The sequence below is a fragment of the Streptomyces bathyalis genome, from assembly GCF_015910445.1.
Lineage (GTDB): Bacteria > Actinomycetota > Actinomycetes > Streptomycetales > Streptomycetaceae > Streptomyces > Streptomyces bathyalis.
In genome coordinates, this window is the sequence record NZ_CP048882.1 from 958,804 (window position 1) to 976,107 (window position 17,304).

The following is a 17,304-nucleotide window of genomic DNA, read 5'->3' on the forward strand; positions in this document are numbered from 1 at the left end:
GCGGTGCGGGCGGCTGCGACGCGGGCTCCTTGACCGCCTCGGCACCGGTTGGGCTCAGCACGACGGGCTCCCTTCCATGACGAGGTCGAGCACCCGGTGCTCGTCGAGCTCCCGGGCGGGGGCGGTGTGCACGACGCGGCCCTCCCTCAGCACCAGCACCCGGTCGGCCAGTCCGAGGACTTCGGGCACTTCGCTGGAGACGAGAAGGACGGCGACGCCGGAGTCGGCGAGACGGCGGATGACGGTGTAGAGCTCGGCGCGTGCCCCGACGTCGACGCCGCGGGTCGGCTCGTCCAGCAGCAGCACCCGGCACTCGCGCAGCAGCCAGCGCGCGAGGACGACCTTCTGCTGGTTCCCTCCTGAGAGGGTGCGCACCGCCCTGTCGGGGTCGTCCGGGTGCAGTGCCAGGTCGCGGGTGCGTGCGCGGGTCTCGGCGCGCTCGCGGGCACGGTCGAGCCAGCCGCCGGTGGAGAAGCGGGGCAGCGCCGAGACGGACACGTTGCTGGTGACGGGCTCCAGCATCAACAGCGCCTGGGACTTGCGCTCTTCGGGTGCCAGGCCGATGCCCGCCCGTACCGCCGCGGTGACGTCGCCGGGGCGCAGCGGCTTGCCGTGGACGAGGATGCGCCCGGCGGTGGGACGCCGGGCTCCGGCGAGAGTCTCCAGGATCTCCGAGCGTCCGGAGCCGACGAGGCCCGCGAGTCCGGTGATCTCACCGGCGCGCAGTTCGAGGTCGAGCGGTTCGAACTCGCCCTTGCGGGCGAGTCGTTCGGCACGCAGCACGGGTGGCCGGGGCGCTGCGTGAAGGACGCGGTCCTCCAACGGCTCGGTGTGGACCGGGCGTTCGGGGAACGCGTACTGCACGTCGCGGCCGGTCATCAGGGCGACGAACTCCCGTGTCTCCGTCGTGCGGGCCGGCAGTCCGCTGGCGGCGACACGGCCGTCCTTGAGCACGGAGACACGGTCGCCGACGCGGCGGATCTCCTCCAGGCGGTGGGAGATGTAGACGACGGCGACACCCTCGGCCGTCAGCCCGCCGACGATACGGAAGAGGTTGGAGACCTCATCGGGGTCGAGCGCGGCGGAGGGTTCGTCCATGACGATGAGTCGCACGTCGTGCGAGAGGGCGCGCGCCATGGAGACGATCTGCTGCCCGGCGGCCGGAAGCGCGCCGACGGTCACGTCCGGGTCGATCTCCGGGTGGCCGAGGCGGCGCAGTAGCGCGGCGGCGCGGGTGCGGGCGTCGCGGGCGCGGATGAAGCCGCGGGCGGACACCTCGTTGCCGAGGAAGATGTTCTCCGTCACCGACAGGTGCTCCACCAGGTCGAGTTCCTGGTAGATGGTGGCGATGCCGAGACGCATGGCGGCCATCGGCGTGGCCAGCCGTACGGGCTCCCCCTGCCAGCGGATGTCGCCCTCGTCCGGCTGGTGCGCGCCGGCGAGAACCTTGATCAGGGTGGACTTGCCCGCGCCGTTCTGCCCCAGCAGGCAGTGCACTTCGCCGGCCTGTACGTCCAGGTCGACGCCGTCCAGCGCCCTCACGCCGGGGAAGGTCTTGGTGATGCGGGACATCGTCAGCAGTGGAGTGTGTGGAACCTCTGGAGCCATGGCGGGGCCTCCGTGCGTACTGCGTACGGGCAGGCGGGACCGTGCTCGGTGCCGTTGCGGGACGGTGGTGCCGGGTGCGGTGGTGCCGGGTGCCGAAAGGCGGGTGCGGTGGTGCCGGGTGCCGAAATGCGGGGCGGTGCGCGCGCTGTACGACGGGCCTTGGGGCCGTTCGGACCGGCTCGGGCCGGGCCGATGAGCCGGTCAGGCCGGTGAGAAGAGGTGGTCGCTGATGAGGCGGGCCGCTCCGGTCACACCGGCGACGGGACCCAACTCGCCCAGGACGATGGGGAGATTGCCGGTCGCCAGGGGCAGCGACTGGCGGTAGACCTGTGTGCGGATGCTGGCGAGCAACGTGTGGCCGAGCCCGGTCACACCGCCGCCGATGACGACGAGTCCGGGGTTGAAGAAGCTGACGAGGCCGGCGATGACCTGGCCGACGCGGGCGCCGCCGTCGCGGATGAGATCGAGAGAGGTGCCGTCGCCCGCGGCGGCCGCGGTGGCGACGTCCTCGGCGCTGAGCCGACCGACGGCCTCGAGCCGGGTCGAGAGTTCCGGCGAGAGCCCGTCGCGCGCGGCGGCCTCGGCGTCACGTGCGAGTGCGGCACCCCCGAAGTAGGCCTCGAGGCAGCCGCGGTTGCCGCAAGGGCAGGGGCGTCCCTCCAACTCGACCTGTATGTGCCCGATGTCGCCGGCGCTTCCGGTGGTGCCGCGGTGCACCTCACCACCGGCCACGACACCGCATCCGATGCCGGTGCCTATCTTCACGCAGAAGAAGTCCCTCACGGAGCGGGCGACTCCGGCCTGCATCTCGCCCATCGCCATGAGGTTCACGTCGTTGTCGACCATGACCGGGCAGCCGAGTTCCTGGCTGAGGGCTTCCCGCACGGGAAATCCGTCCCAGCCGGGCATGATCGGCGGCGCGACCGGGACGCCCTCCGGGAAGCGCACAGGCCCGGGGACACCGATCCCCGCACCGGCGAAGCCGTCGGCGACGCCGGAGTCACGGAGCTTGGCGACCAGGGCGAGCACCTGGTCGAAGACGGCGACGGGGCCCTCACGCACGTCCATCGGCTGGTTGACGTGCCCCAGTATTTCCAACTCGGGGTTCGTCACTGCCACATCGACGGAGGTGGCGCCGATGTCGACGCCGAGGAAACGGAGTTCCGGAGCGAGGCGCACATTGTGCGAGCGCCGACCGCCGCGGGAGGCCGCGAGCCCGTCGGCTACGACGAGCCCCGTCTCCAGCAGCCGGTCGATCTCCACGGCGAGCTTGGAACGGGAGAGGTCGACGTGGTCGCCCAGTTCGGCGCGGGAGTTCGGACCGCCGTCACGCAGCAAGCGGAGCAGTCGCGCCTGGTGCGCGTTCGCGGGCCGAGCAGTCATGCGCCTCACCGCCACCCTCCCTCCCCTGGTAACCGTAAGCCGGCTCTGGGAAGCCACCCGGCCGACGGACAGGGCAACAACTCCCCTGCCTCCGGCCGGACTTCTCATCGACCTCTCCCGCGGAAGCGTGGGTCGCTCCCCGGGGATTGACTGGGAACGTACCAGCGCTCTGCGCAATGGGGAAGAAGTTCTGCACAAACCCCTTCGACTTTTTCCATGCACTGGACAAAGGCTCGGCATATGCACGCAAGAAGGGCAGATGCACCGGTCCCTGGGCCGGGGCGGGCCCAGGGACCGGGAGACGTGGCGCGCGGGGCGGCCGCGCACAGCAATGTCCGGCTCCTCGGCCGAGCCGGGAAGCCGGAGCGGAACGCCGATGAGAGAGGGCGGCCGGGAGAGAGGAGCGGGAGCGAGGGGAGACGGGTGTCAGCCGCGCTCACGCTCGTGGTACGAGCGCCGCGTGTGCTCCGTGTGCTCCCGCATGACCTTGGCGGCCGAGTGCTCGTCGCCCTCGGCGATGGCCGCGATCAGCTCGCGGTGCTCGATCCAGGACTGCGCGCCGCGCTGCCGCGCGACCGGCGTGTAGTACCAGCGCACCCTGCGGTCGACCTGCCGGGCGAGTTCAGCGAGGACGGCGTTGCCGGCCAGGGCCATCACGCGGGCGTGGAACGCCGCGTTCGCCTCCACGACCTTCTCCACCTCCTCGCCGCCGACTGCCGCCTCGCCGCGCGCGCACAGGTCCTCGAGCTCCGCGACACCGGCCGCGTCAGCGTTCGCAGCGGCGAGCCGGGCGGCCTCGGCCTCCAGCAGCGTGCGCACGGTCAGCAGCTGGTCGGCCTCCTCCTCCGTGGGCTCGTGCACGAACGCGCCCTGCGCGGGACGCAGGTCCACCCATCCGTCCGTGTTCAGCCGCTGCAGCGCCTCCCGTACCGGCTGGCGGGAGACACCGAGATGCTGGGCGAGCTCGCTCTCGACCAGGTGCTGCCCGGGCCTGAGCGAGCGGGTGGTGATGAGCTCCAGCAGCGCTTCGTAGACCCGCTCGCGGAGCGGCCCCGGCCGCTCCAGCTTGGGCATGGTGCCTTCCGGCAGTCCGGCGGACAGCATTCTGCGACTCCTGACCTTCGGGGACCCTGCACCCTGAAAGATGGGAACCCTGAAACTCTTGGCTATTGAATACAGTCTACGGAGTGCACTCGAATTGTGGTGGGGTCGTGAGCCACTTTCGCATCTCTGTGACACGTCACACGCGGGCGGCGGGTCAAGGCGCGCCGGCCCTCAACGGCCCTGGCACCACCGGATATTGGCGCGCGCCCGCCACGTCGGCGTGCCAGTCTCTCCTTCCATGGACCGCGACTGGATCCCCGACGAGCTCGCGCACGCAGGCCCCGAGCACCTCGACGCAGCGTTCGTCGGCGGTTTCGACCGAAAGCAGGGGCATCCCGACCCGGGCGAGGACCTGGCCCTGCTCCGTTCGCACGGGCTCACGGCGGACTCCGTGGTCGTCGATCTCGGTGCCGGAACGGGCCAGTTCGCCGTACCGGCGGCGCGGCACTTCGGCCGCGTGATCGCGGTGGAGATCTCACCGGCGATGCGGGACGTGCTGCGCGAGCGCGCCGCCGCCGAGGAGCTGGCCACGCTCGAATGCGTGCCGGGCGGCTTCCTCACCTACGAGCACTCCGGAGCCCCAGCGGACGCGGTCTTCACCCGGCACGCGCTGCATCAGCTTCCCGACTTCTGGAAGGTGATGGCCCTGCGCCGCATGGCCGGGATGCTGCGGCCAGGCGGCATCCTCCGGCTCCACGACTTGGTATACGACGTCGCCGCGCAGGACACGGAGACGTTCCTGGAGGACTGGCTGGCCGCCGCTCCGAAGGATTCCTCCACCGCCTACACACGCGAGGACCTCGCGGAGCACATCCGCACCGAACACAGCACGTTCCGCTGGCTGTTCGAGCCGATGCTCACGGCCGCGGGCTTCGAGATCACCGATGCCTCCTACCGCGGCTCCGCCTACGCCTCGTACACCTGCGTAAGGCACTGACGGGAAGCCGGACCCAGGAAGACCCGGGCAGGCGCGGCGGGAGCCCGGAGGAAAGGGCCTCAATATGGAACTGACCGTACTCGGGGGCTGCGGGGCGTGGCCGACGAGAACGCAGGGATGCAGCGGTTACCTGCTCGTCTGCGAGGGCTTCCGGCTGCTCATCGACCCGGGATACGCCACGCTGCCCGCGCTCCTGGAGCACGCGGACCCGGAGCAGGTCGACGCGGTCCTCGTCAGCCACGGACACCCGGACCACTGCGCGGATCTCAATCCGCTGCTGCGCGCGCGGGCGCTGGGCGATGCCTCTCCCCCACCGCTCCCCTTGTACGCGCTGCCCGGGGCCCTGGCCCCCGTACTCGCTCTCGACCGGCACGGCATGCTCGCCCACGCCTGGAGACTGCACGAGTTCACCGCCGGAGCACGCTTCGAGATCGGCCCTTTCACGGTCACCACCCTGCTGCTCCCGCACTTCGTGCCGAACGCGGGCATCCGCATCACCGACCCTCGGGGCGCCGTGCTCGCCTACACCGGTGACACGGGCCCGAGCCCTCAGGTGCCGCTGCTCGCCCGGGAGGCCGGCCTCTTCCTCTCCGAGGCCACGCACCCCGAAGCCGTCCCGCCCGCGGACGCGGAGCATCTGCTCAGCGCCCGCCTCGCCGGCCGGTACGCCGAGCAGGCCGGCGCGGCCCGGCTCGTGCTGACCCATCTGTGGCCCGGCACCCCGCACGAGGAGGCGTTGCGCGCGGCCCGAGCCGGCTTCTCCGGGCCGATCGCCGTCGCCGTTCCCGGGCAGATACTGGACGTCGGCACCGCGAGGCACTAGCTCACAGGGCCATGAACCCGGTCCTCCCGGGCGGGGCGGCCGGGCAGATCGGCGTGCGCCGCGGCGCGGGAAAGCGGGGGTGAGAGGGCGGGGCGGATCACGGACCCATCACGCCCAACACACCTGGCGCACCGGCCAGTCCACATACAGTCGACGAAATCTGCCGCGGCTCTGGTCATCCCCACTTCAACTACCTACTCTCCTGGCCATGGCACTCGGGTTTCTTGATCGCTCACGCACTGTCGCGCCGCCCGGCTGGAGCCGCTGGCTGATACCCCCGGCCGCACTGTCGGTCCACCTCTCGATCGGGCAGGCCTACGCGTGGAGCGTCTTCAAACCCGCGCTCGAGTCGTCGCTCGACCTGTCCGGGACGGCCAGTGCGCTGCCCTTCCAGCTGGGCATCGTCATGCTCGGCCTCTCCGCGGCCTTCGGCGGCACCCTCGTGGAGCGCAACGGTCCGCGCTGGGCGATGACGGTGTCCCTGCTCTGCTTCTGCTCGGGCTTCCTCCTCGCCTCGCTGGGCGCGGCCGTCGAGCAGTACTGGCTGGTGGTCTTCGGCTACGGCTTCGTGGGCGGCATCGGCCTCGGAATCGGGTACATCTCCCCCGTCTCCACGCTGATCAAATGGTTCCCCGACCGTCCCGGCATGGCGACCGGCATCGCGATCATGGGATTCGGCGGCGGTGCGCTGATCGCCTCGCCGTGGTCCGCGCAGATGCTGGAGAGCTTCGGCAGCGACAACAGCGGGGTCGCCTCCGCCTTCCTCGTGCACGGACTGGTCTACGCGGTCTTCATGTCGCTCGGCGTGCTGCTGGTCCGCGTACCGGCGGAGGGCTGGCAGCCGCCCGGCGGGAAGAAGCCGCAGGAGCAGCAGGCGAGCAAGCCACTGGTGACCACCGCGAACGTCTCGGCGCGCAACGCCGTGCGGACACCGCAGTTCTGGTTCCTGTGGGTGGTGCTGTGCATGAACGTCACCGCCGGCATCGGAATCCTGGAGAAAGCCGCGCCGATGATCGGCGACTTCTTCGCCGACACCCCCACCCCCGTCTCGGCCTCCGCCGCGGCCGGATTCGTCGCCATGCTCTCGCTCGCCAACATGGGCGGGCGCTTCGTGTGGTCCTCGACATCGGACGTCATCGGCCGCAAGAACATGTACCGCTGCTACCTGGGCGTCGGGGCGCTGATGTACCTGGGGATCGTGCTGCTCGGCGACTCCTCCAAGCCGCTGTTCATCGCCTGCGCGCTCGTGATCATCTCTTTCTACGGCGGTGGCTTCGCGACCGTGCCGGCGTATCTGAAGGACCTGTTCGGCACGTACGAGGTCGGCGCCATCCACGGGCGGCTGCTGACCGCGTGGTCACTCGCCGGGGTGCTCGGCCCGCTCATCGTCAACTGGGTCGCCGACTCGCAGGAGGCGGCGGGCCGCTCGGGACCGGGGCTCTACGGGCTCGCCCTGTCCATCATGATCGGACTGCTGGTCGTCGGCTTCATCGCGAATGAGCTGATACGGCCGGTGAATTCCAAGTTCCACGAGCCCGCGGCGGCGACAGCCGCCGGACCCGGGAGCGGCGAAGAGCGCAAGGAGGCGACGGGGCGATGACGACCGGCGAGAACAGCACACCCGCAGCGCCGGCGACCGCGGACGGGCCCCCCGCGGCCCTGTTCGCGTTCGCCTGGCTCTGGGTCGGCGTGCCCATGGCGTACGGACTGTACGAGCTGATCCTCAAGGCCGTGCAGCTCTTCACCGGCGGCTGACGGGTTCCTCGGGGCCCTCACGACCGGATAATTCGGACGAGCATGTGCGCCGCAACTGCCGCACAAGTCTTGTCGGTCGATGAATGTATACAATATTCTGTCGACTATCTCAGGTTCCATCCCACGCTCGGTCCCCTCAACCGAACGGAGAGCGGATATGAAAGTTGCAGTCGTCGGCGCTGGAGCAATCGGCGCCTATGTCGGAGCAGCCCTGCACCGAGCGGGCGCCGATGTACACCTCATCGCCCGTGGACCGCACCTGGCCGCCATGAAGGAGAACGGCGTCCAGGTCCTCAGCCCTCGCGGTGACTTCACCGCACGCGTACACGCCACCGATGACCCGTCCTCGATCGGACCGGTCGACTTCGTCTTCCTCGGGCTGAAGGCCAACTCCTATGCGGCGTGCGGGCCGCTGGTCCATCCCCTGATGGGCGAGAAGACGGCCGTGGTGGCCGCGCAGAACGGCATTCCCTGGTGGTACTTCCACGGTCTCGAAGGCCCTTACAAGGGCAGGCGCGTCGAGAGCGTGGACCCCGACGGAGCCGTCAGTGCCGTTCTGCCCCCCGAACGCGCCATCGGCTGCGTCGTCTACGCCGCGACGCAGCTCAAGGGCCCAGGCGTCGTACAGCACATGGAAGGCACCCGCTTCTCCATCGGCGAACCGGACAAGACCGACTCCACGCGCTGCGAGGAGTTCAGCGAAGCCATGATCGCCGGTGGCCTCAAGTGCCCGGTCGAGGCGGACATCCGGAACGACATCTGGATCAAGCTGCTCGGGAACATCGCGTTCAATCCGCTCAGCGCGCTGTCCCGGGCGACCATGGCACAGATCTGCCGCCACCAGGACACCCGCGCTCTGGTGGCGACGATGATGCGCGAGACCCTCGCGGTGGCCGAGGCCGTCGGCTGCCGTCCCGAGATCTCCGTGGAGAAGCGACTGGCAGGAGCCGAACGCGTCGGCGAGCACAAGACCTCCACCCTCCAGGACCTGGAGAGCGGCAAGCCCATGGAGCTGGACGTGCTCCTGGCCGCAGTGGTCGAACTCGCCGCGCTGACAGGCACACGCGTTCCGAAGCTCTGCGCCATCCATGCCGTCACCGACCTGCTGGCACAGACCGTAAGGAGCGCAGCATGAGGCAACGCGACCGCGGGAAGCCGACGAAGGAGTACCCCCGCCTGACCCATCCCCTGGTGCGGGACGAGAAGGGTGGCCCGCTCCGCCGGGCGACGTGGGAGGAGGCGCTGGAGAAGGCCACCGAGGGGTTCCGCCGGATCAAGGCGGAGCACGGTCCGGACGCCTTCGGCATGTTCTCCTGCGCCCGGGCCACGAACGAGATGAACTACGTGGCGCAGAAGTTCACCCGCGTCATCATGGGCACGCACAACGTCGACTCGTGCAACCGCACGTGTCACGCGCCCAGCGTGGCCGGGCTCTCCGCGGCCTTCGGCTCGGGCGGCGGCACCTCCTCCTACGAGGAGGTCGAGTCGACCGACCTGATCGTGATGTGGGGCTCCAACGCCCGCTTCGCACACCCGATCTTCTTCCAGCACGTACTGCGCGGGATCCGCAACGGCGCGAAGATGTACGCCGTCGACCCGCGCCGCACGTCCACAGCCGAGTGGGCCGAGAGCTGGCTCGGGCTGAACGTGGGCACCGACATCCCGCTGGCGCACGCGATCGGGCGCGAGATCATCCACTCGGGGCTGGCCAACCACACCTTCATCGAGCGGGCCACGACCGGCTTCGAGGAGTACAAGGCCGAGGTCGAGCCGTGGACTCTGAGCGCCGCCGAGAAGGTGACCGGCGTACCCGCCGACGCCATCCGGGACCTGGCGCACGCCTACGCCACCGCCGAGCGTGCCCAGCTGTGCTGGACGCTGGGCATCACCGAGCACCACAACGGCACCGACAACGTGCGCGCTTTGATCAACCTGTCGCTGCTGACCGGGCACGTGGGCCGTTACGGCGCCGGCCTCCAGCCGCTGCGCGGGCAGAACAACGTGCAGGGCGGCGGCGACATGGGGGCCATCCCCGACCGCCTTCCCGGATTCCAGAACGTCCTCGACCCGGAGACCCGGGCGAAGTTCGAGGCCGCCTGGGAGACCACTCTGGAGCCCCGCCACGGACGCAACCTCACGATGATGTTCGAGGCCATGGAGACGGGTGAGTTGAAGGCCGTCTACTGCATCGGCGAGAACCCGGCGCAGTCGGAGGCCGACACCGGTCAGGCCGTCGAGCGGATGCAGAAGCTCGAACACCTCGTGGTGCAGGACATCTTCCTCACGAGGACGGCCGAACTGGCCGACGTGGTCCTGCCCGCGACCGCCGCGTGGTGCGAGACGGACGGCACGACCACGAACAGCGAGCGGCGTGTGCAGCGCGTACGCAAGGCGGTGAACCCGCCCGGCGAGGCCCGCGAGGACATCGACATCATCTGCGACATCGCGGCCCGGCTCGGACACGAGTGGAAGTTCGCGGACTCAGAGGCGGTCTGGGACGAGCTGCGTTCCGTCTCGCCGCAGCACTACGGCATGACGTACGACCGTCTCGCGGAGCACCAGGGCATCCAGTGGCCCTGCCCCAGCACCGACAAGCTGGAGCCGACGTACATGCACGGGCGGCTGTGGGAGACGGATCCTGCGAAGCGCGGCACTCCCGCGCCGTTCGGCATCGTGAAGCACGATCCGCCGGTCGACCTCACCGATGAGGACTACCCGCTGCGGCTGACCACGGGCCGCCGCCTGGACTCGTACAACACCGGTGTGCAGAGCGGGAGTTACGCCTCGCCGCTGCGGCGCGGCGAATACGTGGAACTGTGCCCGGAGGACGCCGAACTGTACGGCGTCGAGGTCAACGAAGAGGTGCAGGTGACCTCCCGGCGCGGCTCCGTCGTGGCGCCCGTTTGGATCGACCGGGCGCTGCGCCCGGGCCTGGCGTTCATGACGATGCACTTCCCGGACGAGGTGGACACCAACCAGCTGACCATCGAGTCCAACTGCCCCATCGCAGGTACCGCCGAATTCAAGGCATCCGCGATACGGATCGAGAAGCTGCCTGTCGAAGCAGCCGTGAGGAGCTGAGACCTGCAATGGATCTGCGCTTCGGTGACAGCAAGCCGACGGACGAGGAAAAAACAGCCGTCGACGACCTGCTCGGACCTCCCCCCAGCGCCTGGGAAGGAGCGGACGACCGCACTACGGGCGACCTGCGCTGGGCATTGGGCGGCCGGGACGCACGGGAGCGGCGTGACCTGCTGTTGCCGGGGCTCCACGCGGTGAACGACCGCGTGGGATGGATCAGCGAAGGAGCGCTCACCTACCTGTGCCGCAGGCTGACGGTGCCGCCGGCCGAGGCCTACGGGGTGGCGACGTTCTACTCGATGTTCTCCATGCGTCCGCGTCCGGCCACCGTCGTGCATGTCTGTACGGACATCGCATGCGCGGCGGCGCCGGGCGCGGACGCCTTCCAGGCCGAGGTGGAGCGCCGCCTCGGCCCGGCGGGTGAGCCGCGCGACGGCGCGGTCTGGCAGCCCAGCCCCTGCCTGGGCCTGTGCGAACGCGCTCCGGCCGCCCTGTCGATACGTGCCGGGCACGGCTGCCCCTCGGCGGCCGGGCCCGGAGGCGGGGTCCCCGCCAACGGGGCCTCGCCCAACGGGAGTTCACCGGCCCCGAGTGGGCCCGCCCCCGGCGAGGCGACGTACGCGACCGCTGTCGTGGCACCCGCCACCGCGGAGGCCGTGGAGGCCGCGGCGCGCGCCCCCGAGGACGCGCCCGAGGAGCCTTCCGCCGCTCTCGCCGTACCGCAGGCGGGCGAGCCGGGTCTGAGGCTGCTCTCCCGCATCGGGGTCGCCGACCCCGAGTCGCTGGACGAGTACCGCGCCAACGGCGGGTACCGGGCGCTGCGCCGCGCGTTCGCCCTCGGCCCGGCGGGGGTGCTGCGCGAGGTCACCGACTCCGGGCTGGTGGGACGCGGCGGGGCCGCCTTCCCCACGGGCCGCAAGTGGCAGGCCACGGCGTCGCAGCCGGACCAGCCGCACTACGTGGTGTGCAACGCCGACGAGAGCGAGCCGGGCACCTTCAAGGACCGGGTGCTGATGGAGGGCGACCCGTTCGCGCTCATCGAATCCATGACGATCGCGGGCTACGCCACCGGGGCCCACAAGGGCTATCTGTATCTGCGTGGTGAATACCCGCGTGCGCTGCGCCTGTTGACGAACGCGATCACACAGGCACGCGCCCGCGGCCTGCTCGGTGACGACGTGCTCGGCATGGGCTACGCCTTCGACATCGAAATCCGGCGCGGTGCCGGCGCCTACATCTGCGGCGAGGAGACCGCGCTGTTCAACTCCCTGGAGGGCCACCGGGGCGAGCCCCGCTCCAAACCGCCCTTCCCTGTGGAGAAGGGCCTGTTCGGCAAGCCCACAGCCGCCAACAACGTCGAGACGCTCGTGAACGTGCTGTCCGTCCTGGAGTTGGGCGCCGAGGCGTACGCCGCGATCGGCACCGGGAAGTCGACGGGACCGAAGCTCTTCTGCGTCTCCGGCAACGTCGAGCGCCCCGGCATCTACGAACTCCCCTTCGGCGCCACGCTCGGCGACCTGCTCCGGCTCGCCGGTGCGACCGACGATCTGCGTGCCGTGCTGCTGGGCGGCGCCGCGGGCGGCTTCGTACGAGGGGACGAGCTGGACATCCCGCTCACCTTCGAGGGCACGAGAGAAGCCGGCACGACCCTCGGGTCCGGCGTGGTGCTCGCGCTCGACTCGTCCGTGCCGCTGCCGCGGATCCTTCTGCGCATCGCCGAGTTCTTCCGCGACGAGTCCTGCGGCCAGTGCGTGCCGTGCCGCATCGGCACCGTGCGTCAGGAGGAGGCACTGCACCGGATCGCCGAACGCGTCGGGACATCGGGCGGGGCCGAGGGAAGCGCCGACGACATCGCGCTGCTCCGCGAGGTGGGAGAGGCGATGCGCGACGCCTCGATCTGCGGTCTGGGACAGACCGCCTGGAACGCCGTGGAGTCCGCCATCGACCGACTGGGAGCCTACGCATGACCGCAGTACCGCTGGATCCCCCGCGCCGCCTCGTCGAGTTCGAGCTCGACGGCGAGCCGACCCGGGTCCCCGACGGGTCCACGATCCTGGACGCCTGCCGCTCGGCGGGCAAGGACATACCCACGCTCTGTCAGGGCGAGACGCTCGAACCGAAGAACGCGTGCCGCGTCTGCGTGGTCGAGGTCGAGGGCGCCCGTACCCTCGCCCCGGCCTGCTCCCGCAAGGCCGAGCCCGGCATGACGGTGCGCACCGACACCGAGCGCGCCCGGCACAGCCGCAAGCTCGTCCTCGAACTGCTCGCCTCCGCAACGGACTTGTCCACGACGCCGCGCGCGTCCGAGTGGATCAAGGAATACGGTGCGAAGCCGGACCGGTTCGGCGCGGAGGCGGCCACGATGAACGAGCCGCCGAAGATCGACAACGATCTTTACGTCCGCGACTACGACAAGTGCATCCTCTGCTACAAGTGCGTCGACGCCTGCGGTGAGCAGTGGCAGAACAGCTTCGCGATCTCCATGGCGGGCCGGGGCTTCGACGCCCGTATCTCCACCGAGCACGATGCGCCGCTGACGGACTCCGCGTGTGTCTACTGCGGCAACTGCATCGAGGTGTGCCCCACGGGCGCGCTCTCCTTCAAGTCGGAATTCGACATGCGGGAAGCAGGCACATGGGACGAGGAGCGGCAGACTCAGACGACCACGGTGTGCGCATACTGCGGTGTGGGCTGCAACCTCACGCTCCATGTTCAGGACAATGAAATCGTCAAGGTCAGCTCACCGCTCGACAATCCGGTGACGCACGGAAACCTCTGCATCAAGGGCCGATTCGGCTATCAGCACGTCGGCGGCGGGAACCCGGCCGGCGCTTGACGGACCAGGTGGGCCCCGGCCAGCCCCCACCCCCGGGGGCAATCCGGGGCCACCGCCCACACGACTCACCGACAGGACGGACCGAATGGGACGGGTCACTGAGCGACGGCGTGTGCTGCGTATCCGCGACGGTGCGGTCAGCACCCGCCCGGACACCCTCGTCGCCGAGGAGCCACTGGAGATCCGGCTGAACGGCAAGCCGCTCGCCATCACCATGCGCACCCCGGGTGACGACTTCGCGCTCGCCGCGGGTTTCCTCGTCAGCGAGGGCGTGCTCGGTACGGCCGAGGAACTCGCGAACATCGTCTACTGCGCCGGCGCCACCAGCGTGGGGGACCCCCCAGCGGTAGCTGGGGGAGGCTCCAACACCTACAACGTGGTCGACGTGCGCCTGGCGCCCGGAGTCCCCCTCCCGGACATCGCCTTGGAGCGGAACGTCTACACCACCTCGTCGTGCGGTCTGTGCGGCAAGGCGAGCCTCGACGCCGTCCGTACGACAGCCCGCTGGAGCATCGAGAATCCGGAGGACCCGGACGACCCCGCCGGGCCCCGGGTCCGTCTCGACCCCTCCGTGCTCTCCTCTCTGCCCGACACGTTGCGCGCGTCCCAGCGGGTCTTCGAACGCACCGGCGGGCTCCACGCCGCCGCCCTCTTCACCCCCGAGGGCGAACTCCTCGACGTACGGGAGGACGTGGGCCGCCACAATGCCGTCGACAAGCTCGTGGGACGGGCACTCCAGCAGGGCGGACTTCCCCTGCGCGACGCGGTGCTGATGGTCTCCGGACGTGCGTCCTTCGAGCTGGCGCAGAAGGCGGTGATGGCGGGCATCCCCGTGCTCGCCGCCGTCTCGGCGCCTTCGTCACTGGCGGTTGATCTGGCCGCGGAGACGGGGCTGACCTTGGTCGGCTTCCTCCGCGGATCCTCCATGAACGTGTATGCAGGTGAGCACCGGCTCGCCCTGCGCACAACGGCCGGCCGGGCCTGACGGCCTCGCCTGCTGCACGGGATAGGGGCTCGGTCGGCGGGAGGCGCCCCCTGCGCCGGCCGGGCCCTTCCCCATGCCTGGGCCTTCCCGCGGGGTCCCTGCGCGCCCGCGCCCGTCTCAGAGTCCGAGGCGCTCCTCGGCGCCCGCGCAGGCGCCTTGCTCACCGGGCCCAACGCGGCCTCCGGCGCACCGCAGGATCTGTGAAGGGTGCGGCTTGGAGTGGCTCACCTCTCGGCAGCCTGCTGCAGATGCAGAAAGTCAGTTGTGCAGAAAGTCAGTTGTGACGGGCGAGCTTGACCGCGGAAACGAGCAGGATCACCGCCAGCAATGGAATGAGCACCAAGTCCGGGAACACGCCCAGGAGCAGCCCTCCCAGCACCGCTCCGACGACGGAGCCCGAGGCCATGACCAGCGTGAAGCGGCGGTTCGCACCGAGCACCGCGAAACTGCCGTCACGGCTGTACCGGGCGAACGCCACCAGCATCGTCGGGAACGACACCAGCAGCGCAAGACTTCCCGCGGTCTTGATGTCCTCCCCGAACAACAGCACGATCGTCGGGATCAGCAGCTCGCCTCCGGCCACGCCCATGATCGCCGCTACGACCCCGATGCCGAACCCGGCTATGACCCCGCAGGGGACCTGCGACCACAGCGGCAGTGCGAGCGTTGCCAGGGTGGTGGCCTGCGTCACCACCACCAGGGCGATCGCCATGAGCACCAGCAGAGCCGCCAGCACCTTGTAGAGGGTGGCGGTGCGCATGCGCACCGCCCAAGTCGCCCCGGCCCAGGCACCGAGCAGACTGCCGGCCAGCAGGTTGACCGCTACGGGCCAGCGTGCGGCCACCTCGCCGGCCGGGACCGCCGCCAGCCTGGCGGGCAGCGCGACCAGAACCACGACCAGACTCATCGCCTTGTTCATGATGACGGCTGATAGCGCAGCGAACCCGAAGAGGCTGATCAGCAACGGCAGGCGGAACTCCGCCCCGCCCAACCCGATCATCCCTCCCACAACGCCGATGGCCGCTCCCGCACCGAACACCACGGGTGCTGAGCGCGTCGAGCGAAGAGGAACGAGGTTCTGATCATTGGACATGACCGGCATCCTCGCTGGTTGCCCCACCTGCCTGCCAGGGCACGACCCCACCTTCGGAGATCAGATACCCACTCAGGATTCGGCTCCCGGACCTCAGGCATCGCCATTGGCGCCCCGAGCCCTCTCCGCGCTGCCACGCCCCTGTGACCGCACGGGCCTCAGGGGCGAACTGCCGGGGTTACTCAGGTGCGATGGAGCGACTTTGAGCTGGGTTGCATTTGCTGCATGAATGCCTCCGATGTCTTGCGGATGCGAGATCGCGCGCTTAGCTTGCCCGGGTGCACAGCTACACGATCGGTCAAGCGGCTCGTCTGCTCGGGGTGAGCCCTGACACGGCCCGGCGCTGGGCCGACGCCGGCAGAGTCGCAACCCACCGAGACGAAGGGGGGCGCCGTCTCATCGACGGCAAGGACCTTGCTGCCTTCTCCGTAGAGGTCGGCCACGGCGGCTTCGGCGAGGACGAAGCCTCCTGCACCTCGGCCCGCAACGCGTTCCCCGGCATCGTGACCGCCGTCAAGGTCGGTGATGTCGCGGCGCAGGTGGAGATCCAGGCCGGTCCGCACCGGCTGGTGTCCCTGTTGACGCGGGAGGCCGTCGAGGAGCTGGGCCTGGAGGTCGGCATGCGGGCCACCGCCAGAGTGAAGTCGACCAGCGTGCACATCGACCGCACCTGAGCAGACCGTCCCCGAACGCATCTGAGCGCATCGTCCCCCAACCCCGTGCCGCCGCGGCATGCCCGTCCGCCGCCCTTCCGCCTCCTCTCCCCGCGGGCCCGTCCCCCCGTTCCGCCGCATCCGCCCCCCCGCACCGTTCAAGGAGCCTCAACTTCATGTCGTCCACAGTCACTTGGCGGCGTGCCGCCGCCGCGATCACCACTGCCTCACTCCTCATACCGCTGACCGCCTGCGGCGGTGAGGAGAAGGACGGCGGCAGCTCGAGCAGTGCCTCGAAGGCCGAACTCACGGTCCTGGCCGCCTCTTCACTCACCGACGTGTTCAAGACCGCGGGGAAGACCTACGAGAAGGAACACCCGGGTACGAAGCTGAAGTTCTCCTTCGCTGCCTCCCAGGAGCTCGCCGCACAGGTCAAGCAGGGTGCCCCCGCCGACGCACTGGTCACCGCCGACACCAAGACCATGGACGGGCTGAAGTCCGACGCCGGCAAGCCGACGGTCATCGCGAAGAACCGGCTGGTCATCGCCACCGGCAAGGGCAACCCGGAGAAGGTGGAGAAGCTCAAGGACCTCGCCGACTCCGAGCTGAAGGTCGTACTCGCCGCTCCCGAGGTCCCGGTCGGCCGCTACAGCCGGCAGGTCCTGGACAAGCAGAACGTCGGCGTGAAGCCCGTCTCCGAGGAAGCCAACGTCCGGGCCGTTCTGAGCAAGGTCGAACTCGGGGAAGCGGATGCGGGCATCGTCTACAGGACCGATGCCGCGACCGTTCCCGGCAAGATCGAGGCCGTCAAGATTCCCGACGACGAGAACGCCGTCGCCTCATACCCGGCCGCCGCCCTGAAGTCGTCGGAGAACTCGAAGGCGGCCAACGCCTTCGTGAGGTGGCTCAGCACCCCCGAGGCACAGAAGCTCCTGCGCGACGCCGGCTTCCAGAAGCCGTAACCCTCTGCGCTCGAGGAAGGGCTGTCCGGCTAGAGCACGGACAGCCCCTCGCCACCCTTACTCGCCAGCTTCAGCCCCCGACCT

15 protein-coding genes are annotated in these 17,304 nt (G+C 69.9%); 11 read left to right on the plus strand and 4 right to left on the minus strand.

Annotated elements, in window-relative coordinates:
* Positions 1-54 precede the first annotated feature (54 nt).
* From G4Z16_RS04275 to G4Z16_RS04285, 3 genes are all read right to left on the minus strand, one after another.
* A complete protein-coding gene (locus G4Z16_RS04275; RefSeq protein WP_197349256.1) occupies positions 55-1,608 on the minus strand; it encodes a sugar ABC transporter ATP-binding protein in 1,554 nt (517 codons plus the stop codon).
* A gap of 201 nt (positions 1,609-1,809) precedes the next feature.
* Positions 1,810-2,991, minus strand: a complete 1,182-nt coding sequence (locus tag G4Z16_RS04280; protein WP_197349257.1) for an ROK family transcriptional regulator — start codon at positions 2,989-2,991, stop codon at positions 1,810-1,812.
* 426 nt (positions 2,992-3,417) lie between these two features.
* Positions 3,418-4,095, minus strand: coding sequence for a GntR family transcriptional regulator (locus G4Z16_RS04285; RefSeq protein ID WP_197349258.1), 678 nt, complete (start codon positions 4,093-4,095; stop codon positions 3,418-3,420).
* Positions 4,096-4,333: 238 nt separating this feature from the next.
* Here G4Z16_RS04285 and G4Z16_RS04290 point away from each other — a divergent pair, with 238 nt between their 5' ends.
* From G4Z16_RS04290 to fdhD, 9 genes are all read left to right on the plus strand, one after another.
* The gene (locus tag G4Z16_RS04290) at positions 4,334-5,032 is read left to right on the plus strand and encodes a class I SAM-dependent methyltransferase (protein ID WP_197349259.1); all 699 of its coding nucleotides are present in this window, start codon (positions 4,334-4,336) and stop codon (positions 5,030-5,032) included.
* A gap of 64 nt (positions 5,033-5,096) precedes the next feature.
* Positions 5,097-5,855 (plus strand): MBL fold metallo-hydrolase, encoded by a 759-nt coding sequence (locus tag G4Z16_RS04295; protein WP_197349260.1) that lies wholly within the window; start codon positions 5,097-5,099, stop codon positions 5,853-5,855.
* A gap of 208 nt (positions 5,856-6,063) precedes the next feature.
* The gene (locus tag G4Z16_RS04300) at positions 6,064-7,455 is read left to right on the plus strand and encodes an L-lactate MFS transporter (protein WP_197349261.1); all 1,392 of its coding nucleotides are present in this window, start codon (positions 6,064-6,066) and stop codon (positions 7,453-7,455) included.
* On the plus strand, positions 7,452-7,610 hold the full coding sequence (locus G4Z16_RS04305; RefSeq protein ID WP_197355065.1) for an MFS transporter small subunit: 159 nt from the start codon (positions 7,452-7,454) through the stop codon (positions 7,608-7,610). The genes G4Z16_RS04300 and G4Z16_RS04305 overlap by 4 nt, the downstream gene beginning before the upstream one ends.
* Positions 7,611-7,767: 157 nt before the next feature.
* Positions 7,768-8,745: a 2-dehydropantoate 2-reductase gene (locus G4Z16_RS04310; RefSeq protein ID WP_197349262.1), complete on the plus strand. Its 978-nt coding sequence runs from the start codon at positions 7,768-7,770 to the stop codon at positions 8,743-8,745.
* Positions 8,742-10,691 carry a molybdopterin oxidoreductase family protein gene (locus G4Z16_RS04315; protein WP_197349263.1) on the plus strand — a complete coding sequence of 650 codons (1,950 nt, stop codon included), beginning with the start codon at positions 8,742-8,744 and terminating at the stop codon, positions 10,689-10,691. The genes G4Z16_RS04310 and G4Z16_RS04315 overlap by 4 nt, the downstream gene beginning before the upstream one ends.
* Positions 10,692-10,699: 8 nt before the next feature.
* Positions 10,700-12,658, plus strand: a complete 1,959-nt coding sequence (locus G4Z16_RS04320; protein ID WP_197349264.1) for an NAD(P)H-dependent oxidoreductase subunit E — start codon at positions 10,700-10,702, stop codon at positions 12,656-12,658.
* Entirely contained in the window at positions 12,655-13,527 is an 873-nt protein-coding gene (locus G4Z16_RS04325) for a 2Fe-2S iron-sulfur cluster-binding protein (protein WP_197349265.1), read from the plus strand. The genes G4Z16_RS04320 and G4Z16_RS04325 overlap by 4 nt, the downstream gene beginning before the upstream one ends.
* Positions 13,528-13,612: 85 nt before the next feature.
* Complete coding sequence (gene fdhD, locus G4Z16_RS04330) at positions 13,613-14,512, plus strand: formate dehydrogenase accessory sulfurtransferase FdhD (RefSeq protein ID WP_197349266.1); 900 nt, start codon at positions 13,613-13,615, stop codon at positions 14,510-14,512.
* Positions 14,513-14,786: 274 nt separating this feature from the next.
* Here fdhD and G4Z16_RS04335 read toward each other — a convergent pair whose 3' ends face one another.
* Positions 14,787-15,605, minus strand: coding sequence for a sulfite exporter TauE/SafE family protein (locus G4Z16_RS04335; RefSeq protein ID WP_197349267.1), 819 nt, complete (start codon positions 15,603-15,605; stop codon positions 14,787-14,789).
* Between the two features lie 278 nt (positions 15,606-15,883).
* Here G4Z16_RS04335 and G4Z16_RS04340 point away from each other — a divergent pair, with 278 nt between their 5' ends.
* Positions 15,884-16,279, plus strand: coding sequence for a TOBE domain-containing protein (locus G4Z16_RS04340; RefSeq protein ID WP_197349268.1), 396 nt, complete (start codon positions 15,884-15,886; stop codon positions 16,277-16,279).
* Positions 16,280-16,434: 155 nt separating this feature from the next.
* A complete protein-coding gene (modA, locus tag G4Z16_RS04345; RefSeq protein WP_197349269.1) occupies positions 16,435-17,220 on the plus strand; it encodes a molybdate ABC transporter substrate-binding protein in 786 nt (261 codons plus the stop codon).
* Positions 17,221-17,304: the final 84 nt, after the last annotated feature.